This window comes from Amycolatopsis sp. NPDC000009 (genome assembly GCF_055563465.1).
Genome location: NZ_JBVHDI010000029.1, coordinates 48,809 through 62,211, shown reverse-complemented (window position 1 = coordinate 62,211; position 13,403 = coordinate 48,809). Strand labels below are relative to the sequence as shown.

Annotated in this window: 12 protein-coding genes; 5 read left to right on the top strand and 7 right to left on the bottom strand. The window is 68.0% G+C overall.

Annotation, left to right across the window (positions count from 1 at the left end; translation table 11 throughout):
* Positions 1-176: 176 nt before the first annotated feature.
* Together ACZ3HL_RS41475 and ACZ3HL_RS41470 are read right to left on the bottom strand one after the other, a co-directional pair.
* On the bottom strand, positions 177-806 hold the full coding sequence (locus ACZ3HL_RS41475) for a hypothetical protein (protein ID WP_465537278.1): 630 nt from the start codon (positions 804-806) through the stop codon (positions 177-179).
* Between the two features lie 108 nt (positions 807-914).
* Complete coding sequence (locus ACZ3HL_RS41470) at positions 915-1,277, bottom strand: hypothetical protein (protein WP_465537276.1); 363 nt, start codon at positions 1,275-1,277, stop codon at positions 915-917.
* A gap of 245 nt (positions 1,278-1,522) precedes the next feature.
* Here ACZ3HL_RS41470 and ACZ3HL_RS41465 point away from each other — a divergent pair, with 245 nt between their 5' ends.
* Positions 1,523-2,098: a GNAT family N-acetyltransferase gene (locus ACZ3HL_RS41465; protein ID WP_465537274.1), complete on the top strand. Its 576-nt coding sequence runs from the start codon at positions 1,523-1,525 to the stop codon at positions 2,096-2,098.
* A 124-nt stretch (positions 2,099-2,222) separates the two neighbouring features.
* On the opposite strand, the gene ACZ3HL_RS41460 is transcribed toward ACZ3HL_RS41465, so the two are convergent.
* Positions 2,223-3,173: a DUF6283 family protein gene (locus tag ACZ3HL_RS41460; RefSeq protein ID WP_465537272.1), complete on the bottom strand. Its 951-nt coding sequence runs from the start codon at positions 3,171-3,173 to the stop codon at positions 2,223-2,225.
* A gap of 199 nt (positions 3,174-3,372) precedes the next feature.
* Here ACZ3HL_RS41460 and ACZ3HL_RS41455 point away from each other — a divergent pair, with 199 nt between their 5' ends.
* Positions 3,373-4,005 carry a hypothetical protein gene (locus tag ACZ3HL_RS41455; RefSeq protein ID WP_465537271.1) on the top strand — a complete coding sequence of 211 codons (633 nt, stop codon included), beginning with the start codon at positions 3,373-3,375 and terminating at the stop codon, positions 4,003-4,005.
* Positions 4,006-4,180: 175 nt separating this feature from the next.
* Here ACZ3HL_RS41455 and ACZ3HL_RS41450 read toward each other — a convergent pair whose 3' ends face one another.
* The 3 genes from ACZ3HL_RS41450 to ACZ3HL_RS41440 all read right to left on the bottom strand — a co-directional run bounded on the left by ACZ3HL_RS41450 (position 4,181) and on the right by ACZ3HL_RS41440 (position 7,832).
* Positions 4,181-5,419: a hypothetical protein gene (locus ACZ3HL_RS41450; RefSeq protein WP_465537270.1), complete on the bottom strand. Its 1,239-nt coding sequence runs from the start codon at positions 5,417-5,419 to the stop codon at positions 4,181-4,183.
* A gap of 179 nt (positions 5,420-5,598) precedes the next feature.
* Positions 5,599-6,111, bottom strand: a complete 513-nt coding sequence (locus ACZ3HL_RS41445; RefSeq protein ID WP_465537269.1) for an NUDIX domain-containing protein — start codon at positions 6,109-6,111, stop codon at positions 5,599-5,601.
* A gap of 8 nt (positions 6,112-6,119) precedes the next feature.
* The gene (locus ACZ3HL_RS41440; RefSeq protein WP_465537267.1) at positions 6,120-7,832 is read right to left on the bottom strand and encodes a hypothetical protein; all 1,713 of its coding nucleotides are present in this window, start codon (positions 7,830-7,832) and stop codon (positions 6,120-6,122) included.
* A 144-nt stretch (positions 7,833-7,976) separates the two neighbouring features.
* Between ACZ3HL_RS41440 and ACZ3HL_RS41435 the strand changes: the two genes are divergently transcribed.
* Both ACZ3HL_RS41435 and ACZ3HL_RS41430 read left to right on the top strand, forming a co-directional pair.
* Positions 7,977-8,789 (top strand): helix-turn-helix domain-containing protein, encoded by an 813-nt coding sequence (locus ACZ3HL_RS41435; RefSeq protein ID WP_465537266.1) that lies wholly within the window; start codon positions 7,977-7,979, stop codon positions 8,787-8,789.
* A 79-nt stretch (positions 8,790-8,868) separates the two neighbouring features.
* Positions 8,869-9,405: a hypothetical protein gene (locus ACZ3HL_RS41430; RefSeq protein ID WP_465537264.1), complete on the top strand. Its 537-nt coding sequence runs from the start codon at positions 8,869-8,871 to the stop codon at positions 9,403-9,405.
* A 315-nt stretch (positions 9,406-9,720) separates the two neighbouring features.
* Here the strand turns inward: ACZ3HL_RS41430 and ligD are convergent, their stop codons facing one another.
* On the bottom strand, positions 9,721-11,799 hold the full coding sequence (gene ligD / locus ACZ3HL_RS41425) for a DNA ligase D (protein WP_465537262.1): 2,079 nt from the start codon (positions 11,797-11,799) through the stop codon (positions 9,721-9,723).
* An 849-nt stretch (positions 11,800-12,648) separates the two neighbouring features.
* On the opposite strand from ligD, the gene ACZ3HL_RS41420 reads away from it, so the two are divergent.
* On the top strand, positions 12,649-13,395 hold the full coding sequence (locus ACZ3HL_RS41420; protein WP_465537260.1) for a hypothetical protein: 747 nt from the start codon (positions 12,649-12,651) through the stop codon (positions 13,393-13,395).
* The last annotated feature ends 8 nt before the right edge of the window (positions 13,396-13,403 follow it).

The following is a 13,403-nucleotide window of genomic DNA, read 5'->3' as shown; positions in this document are numbered from 1 at the left end:
GATGGGCACGCCGCCATCTTCTCGCATCGCCACGGCAACCCCGCGGACGCCTCCTCTGCCTGACGGTTCACCTCCGCGGCTGGAGGTCTCAGGGGTTGGGGGTCCCGAGGGTGCCGGTGACCGGTGCTCGTCGTACCAGCCTGGCACGCGCCGCTTCCAGGTTGGGACGCGGGTTCTCATGCGGTGGAGTCGATCAGTACGGCGCCGCCGGAGATCGGGGCGATCGCGAGGCCTACGGTGTCGACGACGTATTCGGCTTCGTCTCGGTCGGTGTTGCACGCCTGCAGGCGTTCGGGTTCGACGAGGGCTGTCCAGATCGCGCCCGGCAGGCGGTTGCCGAAGCCGCCGGCGGCGTAGGTGCGGGCAACGTGGCGGGATTCGGTCCAGGACCAGTCGTCGCGGCGGTCGGCGACCGAGCCCCGGTAGAGCCGAAGCGGCTGGGTGGGGCGCGGGACGCGGCGCCCGTCTTCGGTGTAGCCGGCGGCGGTGAACAGCGTCCGCCAACGGCCGCGGCTGAGTGCGAGGTCGGGGCGCTCGGCGTGTGACCAGGCGAGCCCGACGAAGCCGCTCAGCGCGTGGTCGGTGATGAGGCGGTGCCGGTGCAGGGTGTCGAGCAGGACGGGCATGTCATCGCCGGGCACCCGGTAGACGGCGACGGCGAGCTGGTCCGTGGTCAACGTGACGCCCCGCTTGATCAGGTGGGTGGCCAAGGCGACGACGTCGAATATGACCGGGACGCCGAGGTCGTCGGACGGTTCGTTCGACGGCTCTGCGGCGTCGTGGAGCTGAAGCTCGTCGTCAGGCATGAGTGCTCTCCCAGGGCGGGTGGGCTGGAAACACGGGGGCGTGGGCTGCCCATCGTCGTGGCGAACCGGGCGTTCGGGGCGGGTACCGGCTCGTTGTGGCCAGTGCGGCTAGAGGTTGGTCAGGTAGATCGCGTAGTTCATGACGGCGTCGCCGACCAGTTCGCCGCGGCCGATGACGCCGTCGGTGTCGCCCTGCTGGTGCGCCTCGTGGAATGAGGTCTGGCAGTCGTGCAGCTGGGTTCGCAGTTGGGTGGAGGTCGTGCTGCCTGGGGATGCGGTGGCCAGGGTGGCGAGGTGATGTACCGCGTCGGTCGCGGCCGTCACGCCGCCGGCGATCTGGTCGCTGTCTCCGAGTTTGATCGCCTTTCGCAGGAGGTGGATCGCCTGCTCGGTCGCGAAGTATTCGGTGCGGACCGCGATCGCGCGCGAAAGTTCGTGAGCGGACTGTCCCGGTTGCTGTGCTGCCACCATGCGGGAAGGGTACTGCCGCGAGCGGTGGCGTCCGGTGACGGCTTGAGGCGCCGGTGCGCGGGCATCGAGTGTGCCAGGCAGGCGGCGGACAGGTGGCCGAGGCGCGTTAGCCTCTTCTGACACGATCGGAGTTACTTGTGTCCCAACAATTCGTAGCCGCAGGCGATGATTGTGTCGCGGGCGTCGGTGATCAGCGCGCGGACCTAGCGGTGCGGTTGCTCCGTGCCGGTGAGGGAGCGGCCGCGGTGGAGATCGCAGCGGAGGCCGGGATACCCGGGTTCGGGGACGGTGGAAATCTGCGGGCTGCGCTCGATCTGTCCGGCGGCCGGATCGAGCTTCCTGATCTGCCGGGCATGACGGGCTGGGGGTTCGGCGTACTGGCAGGTGGTCGTCTGGTCGGCGTCCTGTATGCGTGCACGCCGGTGGATTTCGTCTTGTCGCATCCTGGTGAGCAGGGCGGCTGGCTTGCGAGATCTCTTGTCGAGATCGAGATTCTGGCGGTCGAGACAGGTTTCCGTGGACGCGGCGCGGGAACCGCGTTGCTGGACTATGCCGAGCGGTTCCTTGCCGAGCAGGGTGTGCGGGTGTTCGTCGCGAAGGTCGACGCGGGGGATATGCCGGTCATGCGGTGGTATCGCCATCGTGGCTATCGCGTCGCCGACAGCGGTGAGAGTTGCCTCCTCGACACTCCGGCTGGCGAGACGACGATCGGCGCCGGGCCCGCGCACGGGCGCCCGTGGCGTCTCGCGGTCAAGGCGCCTGGACACGAGGTGGTCCGCGGGATGCGCGGCCTCCGACTGACCTCGACGCTGACGACATAGTCCGGCATCGCAGAACCAGGGGTGGTGCGGCTGCCTCGGCCCGCGGGCACGCCCCGCCACGCCGGTGCTGTACTCCGACCCCGGGCACCGTGCCGTTGTCACCGCCGGTTTCGGGTTTCCGGATCTACGATGATCGCGACCAGTGGTCGGGCGGGGTGGTCAGGGCGACGGGTGTGAACACGCCGTCTCCGAGCAGCCCTGCGGAGGTGAGAGTGGCGTGAAGCTGTTCGGCCTGCTCGGTGGTGAGGGGTCCGAGGTCTTCGCCGCTGGTGTCGACGATGAACTCCCGGATCACGCTGGTCGCGTCCTGGCCTGCTGGTGTGGCGGTGTCGCGGGCCAGCAGTCCGGCGTCGGCCAGGAGGTCGGCGAGGTCAGCGGCTTGTTCGCGCATGGGCTGTCCGGCGTCGAACCCGGCGCTGTCAACGAGAAACCCGTGAATCGCCCTCGCGACCCGGTACACGGAGACCGGCGCGCCTGTCGCCACCTCAGCGCTCCCGGCTGGGTGCGGCATCTCGGCAGACAGAGGCTTGGGTGCGGAGGTGGCCGATTCGTCGGCGGTGACCGTGGCGGAGGTCTTGCCGTACACGCGGACGAGTTTGTCGATGATCCGGCGGGCTTCCTCGGGTGGATTCAGGATGGCCCCGACACCGTGTACGGCCGCCGCGCCCCCTGACTCCCACAGCGGCACCGGCGATACGTAGGTGACGGTGCGGTAAGCGGTGTCGGGGCTGATGAGGCCGGAGTAGACGGCCATGCGGAGACTGAGCAGGTTGTCGCCGTCGTGGCAGCCCGCCCAGCCGGCGCAGATCCGGGCGCGACCGCTGTCCGCCGTGCCCGGGGAACGGGGCTTGGCAGGGCGAGTGTCCTTGTCGGTGAGATGGCACTGGAACACGCCGGTGGGCTGCTGTCCGGTGTCCTGGTCGTAGCGGGGGAGTTTCTCGTACTCGGTGACGTCCCAGACGCCGGGCGGCACATCACGCCGATACGGACATGATCGGCACGGCGCCTCAGCAGGCGGACCGAGTTGCACGCCGCGTACGTCGACGGCAGGAACGTCGTCAGCTGCGGAGGACATCCGCGCGAACCTCCTCAGCCTCTCCGGCGATCCTGTCGATCGTGTGCAATGGGGCATCGTACTGCGGGACGCGGCAGTCGAATCAAGCACACGACGACGCTGCCCGGCCGCGGATGGTGACGTCAGCCGCGGCCGGGTGAGGCTTTCGATCTCGGCCTGCGGAAGGGCTGATCACCCGCCGGGTGGTAGAAGAGGACGCATGTCGTTACCCCTTGGTCTGCAGACGGCCGTGATCAGTGCTGCGACGGCGGCGGGTGTGACGCTGGTGATCGAGTACGCCGCGAAGCCCCGGCTGGAAGCTCGGAAGGACCGGATCGTCGGTATCGCGAAGGCCAGGCGCGCGTTGGAGGTGCAGATCTTCATGATGCTGAACGACGCGAGTTTCCGCTTGCTTGAACATGACCAGACACCCGTCGGCAGGGAGGCTGACCGGGCCAAGGAACGTCTGGAAGGTCTTTGTGTGAAGCTGGCGACGGCCGAGCAGTGCGCCGAGGAGCTGTTCGCCCTGGGGTACCGCAACCCCGCCGGCCGAGCCCTTAACAGTTCGGTCGCGGGTGCGCATTACGCCCTCAAACGCCCGGTCGAGGACCTCACCGGTGACCCCGATTGGTCCTCGATTCGCAAAGCCTTATTCGAAGTGGACGTGCACCTGACGATCAGTCTCGACTACTGCCGCCCTCAGCGGCGTCTGTCGCTCCGGCGCAGCGCCCGGCGCGCCGCAGCGTTCCGCGACCTCCGAATCTCGGAGATCGGTGAGAAGCGCCGGGAGCTCGCAGACAGGCGGAACCGCGACTTCGACGACGAATGGCGTAAATTCCTGGGTGGCGCCTAGAACGTGCACTGCACGATCGTTCGTGTTCCGTATTCGGCTCGTCACTATGCCTCGCTGGCGACTCGCCGCCGCGCACACCTCAGGTAGTCGTGAGGAGGATGCGATTGCCGGTCCGTGTCACTGTATGTGTTTCCTGCGGGTGGACTGGGCTGGAGGGCGCCGGACCGACGGCTGCTTACCGGTCTACGATGCTTTGCTCGATGAAATCGGCGATGCGGCTCCATGTGCTGCCAGTCGTGCCGGCATTGCCGAAGAGCAGCCTGAGAACGCCCTCATGGGGGTCATCCGGCAGACGTCCTAGCTCAATGACCTCAAAGGACGTGACACTCTCTTTGTCTAGCTTCATCAGACGTCGATATTGCGCTCGGCGATCTGTCTGCAAGTCATCAGGCAGATATTCGAACCGGCGAGTCCACGGTTCCGTGGTCGGTCGAATGACATCGTGAACTCTGGGCAGAACCTTCCTGACAAGGTTGTCCAGGTCCGTGCCCCTGCCGGTCAGCGTGCGTTGATGTTGTATACGTGCCGGCGGGATAACGACGAAGATCGCCTTCACCGGCACCTGGAGCTGGTGGAACACCGGGAACTGACCCAGCCAATCCGTGAGGCGTTCGCGCAGATCCGCGGCGAACTTGGCGCTGTCACCAGACGAACTTGGCAACGGAGGCAGCTTGACGCCGAGCCGATAGTCAAGGAGCGCCTCACGGCAGCTCCGGCCGACCTGGGCTGTGTGGTCGAGGACTGCGGTGGCGTCTGAAGGTTTCCGCGCGGTTGCACCGGAGATCATCCGGGGATAACGGCACAGCTGGTTGATCAAAAACGTGTCGGTCGTGTCGAGCAGCATTTCCTGACGCCTGGCTTGATCGTCCAACCGCAACCAGCTATCGAGCTTCCGCCAGACAGCCGGGTCACTGCCATTCGCGGCATGGTCTGAAGCGAGGAGCGGCTCGTGTTCGACCTGTACGTAGTCGGAGTAGTCGAAGATCGACACGACTGCCGCGATATCACGCAGGAGCCAGGCGAACTCGAGGTCGTCAACGACGTCGCGCGTCGGGCGGGCCACGACGTTTGTGTGTCCGGAGTTCTCTGACTCGGCTGCGATCGGCTCCCACACGCGGACGTGAAGGAGGCTGACTTGGCTGTCGTCCCGGTAAACCTGAGAGTTCTTCCCGCTCGCTGCTTCAGGGGTTCCGCCTCCAAGCACGTCCAAGTACCGCTTGGCGAGGTGATGCAGCTGTGGGTGGTCGTCATCGTCCGGGAAGAAGTCCAGATCCAGGGCGAGCGCGGCGCGGAGCACACCGTGTCCAAAATCCTGTAGACCGGCACGTACGGCGACTAGATCGGCGCGAGTCTTCGGTGTTTCCCGTCCGGTTTTCTTGTTCTTCTGCGTAGGTTCACCAGGAAGGGTGAACATGCGAACACGACTTCGGCGGTGTCGCCATCGGACGAGTTGGCCCTCATCGGTGTGCCAAAACTTCTCGCTAGTCACCAGCCCAGTCCCCCTCGAATGCCTCGACGCCGTGCCCACTCCACGCTGGTGCGCCGCACGGAAGCTGCATCCGCGAGCGTCTCGCGAATCCTAGTAGCGAAGCTTCACCGGAGATGCGACGATGCCGGCGTGGGTGCGAAGCCGTACTCGCGCAGCGCATGCCCGTTCTGCGTGTCATTCCAGGCGATAGCGAGGAATTCGAGCGCGTCGTCGGGCATGTCGTGCGGGTGGGCCCAGACGAGCTCGGTGCACTTGTGCGGCTCGCGGATCTGCGGGGTGCCCTTCCACGACCGGGCGGTGTAGAAGATGTCCATCCTCGGTTCCTGGGACATCCGGAACCAGGTGGCGCCCGGCATCAGGTCGACGGGGCGGAGCTCGATGCCGAGTTCTTCGCCGATTTCGCGGATCGCGCACTCGGTCGGTGTTTCGCCGAGGTCGACGTGCCCGGCTGGGAGTCCGAGCTGCCCGTCGGCGTAGCCGGAGCCGGCACGCCGCATCAGTAGCACTTCCTGTTCGGGGAGTTCGTTCCCGCGATCCACTTCTTGGACGAGGAAGACGTGCACGGCGAGGGGATAGCGGTCGTGTTTGGTGTCGAACGCGTACTGCGGGGTGGTCATGGGTCTCCTCAGCTGGCGGACGCGGTGGCGAGGGCTTGCGGCTGGATGTCGCGTGATCCGTCGACGTAGACGGTAATGCCCTTGCAACCGAGTTCGAACGCGGTGGCGTACGTGTCGTACACGTCGATCGAGCACGCGGTCGCGGGCAGGTTGACGGTCTTGGACACCGCCTCGTCGACGCAGGCTTGAACCGCGGCCGCCATGGCCAGGTGTCCCGCTGGCCGGATCTGTGTTGCGGTCGCCAGCACCGCGCGCAGCTGCTGCGGCAGGGTCGGGTCGGCCGGAAGCCGCCCGTGCGTGCCGATGAAACCCAGCACATCGGTCCGGCCCACGGTTTTCAGAGCCGCCACGACTCCCGCGCGTTGCTGACCGGGCAGGTCGTCCGAGAGCCGGAACAGCGGCTCGATCCCGGTCGAGGCCCGCACCACCGGCGCCGAGCGGCCAGTGGGCGGCACGGCGACGGTGGAGGAGTTCCGCAGGAGACCGGTGGCGGCGATCTGGTCGGCGAGGGCTGCCCAGTCGCCCCGTGTCACGCTGTCCACCTCCAGTTCGGCGAACCGGCGCAGGAAACGGGGATCGGCGTAGCGGGACCGGCCGCCGGCCACGGCCGGGCAGCCACCGCGGGTGCTGGCCAGCTCCACAGAGGCGAGTTTGGAGGTGTAGTTGACCAGTGCGAGTACTTCCTGGGCCAGCCGGCGGCCTTCGGCACTGTCGTAGGGGAGTCCGGCCGCGAGCAGCAGGTCCGCCAGGCCGCACACACCGACGCCGATCTTGCGTTTTGCGCCCATCACCCGCGCCGACAGCGGCGACGGGTAGTGCGCCAGGCTGGCCTCGATCGCGTCGTCCAGCGCTCGTACGAGCACCCGGGTGGTGTCGGCGAGGGCGTCGAGGTCAACCGGCACGGTGGCGTCGCCGGTGTGGAAGCGGCCGAGGTTGAGGTAGCCGAACTGGCATGTCTCCCCGGCGACCAGCCCGACTTCCGCGCACGGCGCGGTCGAGACGTACGCGCCGATCTCGGGCGTGGGGTTGTCCCGGTTCATCCGGTCGGCGAACAGCAGCCCGGGATCGGCGCAGGCGTGCGCGGCTTCGGCCGCGGCGATCAGGAGGTCCCGCTCCCGCCCGGCACCGCCGAGCGCGGCACGCATCTGCACGTCGGTGACGTGCAGCGAGATGTTGAACTTCCAGGCCTCACCGCGCGCATCCGCACCGACCTTGCAACCGATGAACTCCTCAGCAGCCGGGTGATCGAGGGAGAGGATGGCCATGTTCCCTACCGGCCGGTCTTCATGCCCGGAGTTCGCGCCGGTCACGGCGATGTCGTTGAGATAACGCAGCACCCCAACGGGGTCGTCCAGCTCGTCGAGGGCGAACCCGGTGCCCATTCCGGCCCGGTGGTAGCCGTCCACAATGGTCTTGACGCCGGCGAGGTCGCCGCGCAAGTCCACCGGCGGCACCGCGCAGGCAGCCAGAGGCCGGTCGAAGTAGCGCCCGGCGTTGGTCATGATCGGGGTGGAGAACACGATTCGTTCGGTGTCGCACGCCCAGCCGAGCCGCTCGGCGAACGCGGCCGCCCCGTCGGGGTCGAACCGGGCGTCGGCGTGCTCGAGCGCGGCGACAATGCGGGTGATCATGTCCTGTGCGGTCTCGTGGTCGGAGATGATCCGGCCGGACCGCAGATACGCTTCCAATTGCGGGCTGGTGGGGAACATCGACTGATACATCGCGGAAAGCCCTCCTCAGGTGCGGCTGCTCAGACCTGTGCCACACAACCGCCACCGGTCACCGGCGGGCAGGGGACTGCGCGGCTCCCGCGCGTGGTGTGCATGTCATGCACATCCGTTTGACCCGGCGAAATATCGGTTACGGTGAGACCGCTGAGGTGGACATTCCCGGGGAGGAGCCCGATGCCCTCGACCGCGCACCGCGGGGTCGTCGCGGCCCTGACACGCCAGCAGCACACGCCCGGCGAGATCGTGCGGATCGCGCGAACGGCCGCCGGCTGGAACCAGGCCGAGCTCGCGCGCCGATGCGGCTACTCCCGCAGCCAGGTCTCCCGCTGGGAAACCGGCAGCACCCCGCTGCGTGACGTCGAGACCCTGCGCGCCCTCGCCCGAGCACTGTTCCTGCCGGTGCAGGTCTTCGGGCTCACTCTCGACCACTCCACCGGGGTGTCCACCCGGCCCGGCGACCCCGCAGCCCCTAGGGTGAGCGGCGATCCGATGCCGGTGTGGGAGGAGCACGACCCGATGCGTCGTCGCACGTTGCTCGCGGGGATGGGCGCCCTCGCCGGCAGCGCGGTCCTCGGCACCGCCGGACACAACCCGGCCGCAGCCTCGGCGGGCGACCCGATCTCAGTGCTGGAACGAGCGCTACTGGCCCCGCCGCTGACCACGGGCGCACCGGCAGAAGTGGCCCACCTCCGGCAGGCCGTCGCCGTCGCCCGGTCCGTGTTCGCCGAGGGGCCGCTACGGCGAGGTCGCCACGCGGCTGCCCAACTTAATCGCCGCCGCGACGGCCACCCGCGCCGATCCGCGCCCCGGCGACACCGCCACCGCGGCGCACGCCCAACTCGCCGAGCTCTACACCCTGACCACCGACCTCGCGATCAAAACCGGCCGCGACCGGCTCGCCTGGACCGTCGCCGACCGCGCATCGCAGGCAGCCGACGCCAGCGGTGATCTGCTGACCCAGGCCACCGCGCGCCGGGTCTGGGCGATCGTGCTGCGCCGCGCCGGGCACGCCGATACCGCCCAGCGGATGGTGATCGACACCGCGCTCGCCCTCCAGCCCGACCTGCGCACACCCGAACAGCTGTCGGTGTATGGGTCGCTGATGGAAACCGCCGCCTACACCGCCGCCGCGGACGGCGCCCGCGACACCGCAGAAACGTTCATCGCCGAAGCCGTCGACGCCGCCACCTGGCTGGGAGCCGACGCCGACCACCGCTACACCAGCTTCGGCCCCACCGGCGTCGGGCTCTACCAACTCAGCATCGCCCGCGTCATGGGCGACTCCGGCACCGCGATCGAGCACGCACGCCGCATCAACCCAGCCAGCATCCCCAGCACCGAACGCCGCGCCCGCTACTGGGTCGACGTCGCCCGCGCCTACCACCAATGGGGCAAAACCGAACACTGCTACCGCGCTCTGCTCGCCGCCGAACATGCCTCGCCCGACGAGGTCCGCTACCGCAAACCGACCACGACAATGACCGCCACCCTGCTGAGCCACCCCACTGCCAACCGGCTGCCGGGCTTGCACGACTTCGCCCGGCGCACCGGCACCGCGGTCTGATAGGCCGAACCCGGTTCAAAACGGGCCTGCGGCCAGTCGATCGGGGTCCGCCTGTGGTCTCTGGCTCCGCCCTGATGCACCTCGGACACGTTGGCGGTAGTTCGCCGAAGGCACGTTGCCGTGCAAGGGCGTGGACTATCCGGTGCCTAATGCGATCACGACGTCGACCGCGCGATTCGATCGTGTTGGTAGAGCTGGGGATCGTCCGGATTCTGGGCGCGATCCGGCCTCAGACATTGCCGGGGGCGCTCGGCGGCTGACGTTCGTTTTGCGAGCAGACGGCGCAGCGAGCTGGTGACAGGGTTCGTGGCTGGTCTAGGGGAGCGAGGCTCGCGTGGTGTCGAGTTCGGCGAGCAGGTCGCCGTGGTCGCCGACACGGTCGAGGACGTCGTCGGCGGTGAACACGAGCTGGTCCGCGCGGCGGCAGGCGCGGACTTCGTCCCAGGTGATCGGGGTGGAGACGGTGGGATGGTCGCGGCCGCGGAGTGAGTAGGGGGCGATGGTGGTTTTGGCGGGGTTGTTCTGGGACCAGTCGATGAACACGCGTCCGGTTCGCTGGGCCTTGGCCATCACGGCGGTCACCCGGTCCGGTGTTTCCCTCGCCAGGCGCTGGGCGAGTTTCTTGGCGTAGGCGGAGGGGGCGGCGGGGTCATCGGTGGTGATGGCGCAGTAGAGCTGCATGCCTTTCGATCCGGAGGTCTTCGCGATCGGGGTTAAGCCGTCATCGGTGAGGGCGTCGTGGAGTCGTTCGGCGACGCGGCAGCACTGCACGATCGAGGTGCCGGGCCCGGGGTCGAGGTCGAACACCAGCCGGTCCGGCGGACGGCGGGCACCGTTGTTGTCGATGGTCCATTGTGGAACGTGGAGTTCGAGAGCGGCCATGTTCGCCGCCCACACAACAGCGGCGAGTTCGTCGAGCAACGCGTACGTGATCGGCTCGCCCGAGCCGCGGGTTCCCCTGCGTGCGATGCGGACGGTGGGCAACCAGGACGGGGCGCCGCGTGGGACGTTCTTTTCGAAGAACTGTTCGCCGCCGACGCCGTCGGGGAACCGGATGAACGTCACCGGCCGTCCGGCAAGGTGTGGCAGCAGAATTGGGGCGATGCGGGAGTAGTAATTGATCACCTCCCCCTTGGTGAACCCGTCTGGGTAGAGGGCTTTGTCCAGGTTGGACAGGGTGAGCTGCCGTTGGCCGGCCTGGACGGTGATCTTCCCACCGCTGACCGACGGAGCGGGAGACGGCTCCGCCTCGGCGGGCCCGGGCACTGCGTGTCCAAGGTCGTCCGGGCGCGATGCAGTTCTAGAGGACGTCGTAGCGCGGGCCTGTGCGGCGGACGACACTGGTTGTCGCGGCACCACGACGTCGCTCGGTCGTTTGTCGTCCCGTAGGCCTCGCCAGGCGGTGTGTCGCAGGCGGCCGGCGCCGCGGGTGAACTGGCGGAACACTACTTCGCCGACCAGCGCTGGTTCCACCCAGTTAGCCCGGGCGCTGTCCGCACGCGGTGGGTCGGCGGCGAAGGGGTGCCGGTTCCGTCCGAGTGCTTCGAGGCGGGTGTGGAGGCGGCCGCGTTCGGCCTCGGAAAAGCCGGTGCCGACGTCGCCGATGTAGACGAGGTCGCCGGTGTCAGGGGCATGGGCGCCGAGCAGCAGCCCGCCCATCGTGCCGTGCAGGCGGCCTTGGCCGTGCCGATAGCCGCAGATGATCACCTCGGTCGTGTGGTGCAAAGGGTGTTTGAGCCAGGCGTCGGTGCGTTTGCCGGGGGTGTAGAGCGCGTGGCGGTGCTTCGCGACGAGGCCTTCGTGCCCGGTGGCGGCGACGTGGGCGAGGAGGTCGCTGGTGGTGCGGCGGTCGGCGTCGAGCGCAGTAAAAGGGAAAGCCTGCACCACCGCGATCCGGTACGGGTCCGGCATCGGTAACGCGGCCAGTTGCTGGCGGCGCTCGTCGTAGGCTGCCTTCAGGAGGGAGTCGTCGCCGAGCTGGAGCAGGTCGAACGCGAGGAACCGGACCGGGAGATCGTCGAAGGCCTGGTCGCGACGCGCGGAGACGCGGTGGGTCTGGTAGCGGCCGCGTCGTTCCTGCAGGAGCCCGAAGTCCGGTTGCCCGGCGTCGTTGTAGACGACGATCTCCCCATCCAGCACGGCGGCCCGGCCGTTGAGCGCCGGGGCGAGAATGTCGGTGAGTTCTGCGAACTCGGTGGTGAAGTCGATGCCGTTGCGGCTGGTCAGCCGGGTGGTGCCGTCCGGAGCGATCTGCATCGCGGCGCGGTAACCATCGAGCTTGTACTCATACACCCAATCCGGACCTTCACGCAGCCGTCCGCCGTCGGGTTTGGCCAGCATCGGCTCGACCCACCCGGGGACCAGGGACCTGTCCGGTCGTGGCGTGCGCGCCATCCCGCACCTCCCTTCGACCGGCCGGCGGGTAGCTGCTCACCGCACCCTCATCGTCCCCCGAACGGCGCAGTCCCGCCTCTTGACCGTCCACATCGAACATTATCTGGCCTGCATCGTTGCGCGATTTTGTCATACGCAGCGTCGGTGCTGAACGCGCGATGTAGGACTTCTGCCGGAGTGTGGTGTTGGCGTACATGGCGGGATTGTCGGTGCTGAATGCGATGATCCGCGCGCCCGAGACTTCCTCGGGCTGGGTGGGTACCCGGCTGGGTGGCGGCGCTGATCACGGAACCGCCACCCAGCGCTCGCTCCCTCAGGCTTACCGCGCCGCCGGATCCGCTGGTGCTGGAGCCGGCCTCGCCGAGGCCAGCCCACGAACGATGGTGTGGATTCATCTTTCATGGCTGGTTGCCCGCGGTTCGGCGTGGGAGTGGGCTTTGTGTGTCGTGGCTGGCGCGAACAGTCGACTCGGTGCGCTGGTCGATGTGGATGCCGGGTCGTGTGGCCGTTCGGTGCACTGATTCTGACCGGCGGGCCGCGTGTGCTTGGCGAGGATGCGCGATGCCGAGATACTGGGTCGATGAGTGAGCGCCCCGACCAGTCGGTGCGCGAGGCGATGGTCAACTCCGTGGCCGGCGGCATGCGAATTCAGGCTGGTGCGGTCGACGGTAGTTCCCTGTGCTGCTCGCATGGGCACCCGTTTGCGTTCCCTCCGCACCAGGTCCTCACGCACGATCCAGGCACGGCGTGATGGCTCGCCGGAAACCGCCCAATGGGCTGAATACCTGGCCGGCACACCGCCGGGAAGGGCTGCTGTGGCGGCTCGGGTTCACCCTGGACTATGACGGCGTGGACGCCTACGTCCGGGAGAACATCGGCGGAACGTGTGTGGATCCGGCCTGGCGCCCACCCGCCGGACAGCTGACCGCGGTACCTGGGGACGACGGCCGCCACCACCTCTTCCGCGACAACCTCGCTTTGTGCAGCGAGGTCGATTACGGCGCCAAAGTCCACGCGGCGATGGGTGGCCGTCACCGCAGCGCTCGTCCTCTCGACCTCTCCGAGCGGGAGGCCATTGGCAGACAGCTTGTCGCGCAGGCCGGTCAGTTGCGGAAGCGGTTCGCCATCGAGGACCGCGAACGCCACGGCGGACGAATTCCGCACGACAGGGTGTGCAGCTGGTGGACCGACGGAACGATCTACCGCATGTTCCCCCCGAAGACCGCGCCCGAGGAGCAGCAGCGCCGTCCGCTGGCTGAGCAGCGAGTGTCCTGGTCAGTAGGTGTAGTCGGTGATCCAGTAGATCCCCGCGCTGTTCCGCCGTCACGCCGGTGCGCGTTCGTCGGCGGCCGGAACGTGTGGCCGCCCTTCGGCGGGGACGACCGCTTAGCGCGAATCCGCACGCGGCTGATCGACCTCGCAGGACCGCTGTGTCACGCGTGCCACCGGACGATCGGGGTCGTGGTCGACCATGATCACTTCTCGGGTTTGTGCCGCGGCCCGTTGACCGAACTAAAACGCATGTTTGTGCAGGTCAGGAGCATTTCTGTTAGCGTCGCCGCGTGCCTCAAAGTGATCAATCCAGGCGGGATCTAGCGGGGTTC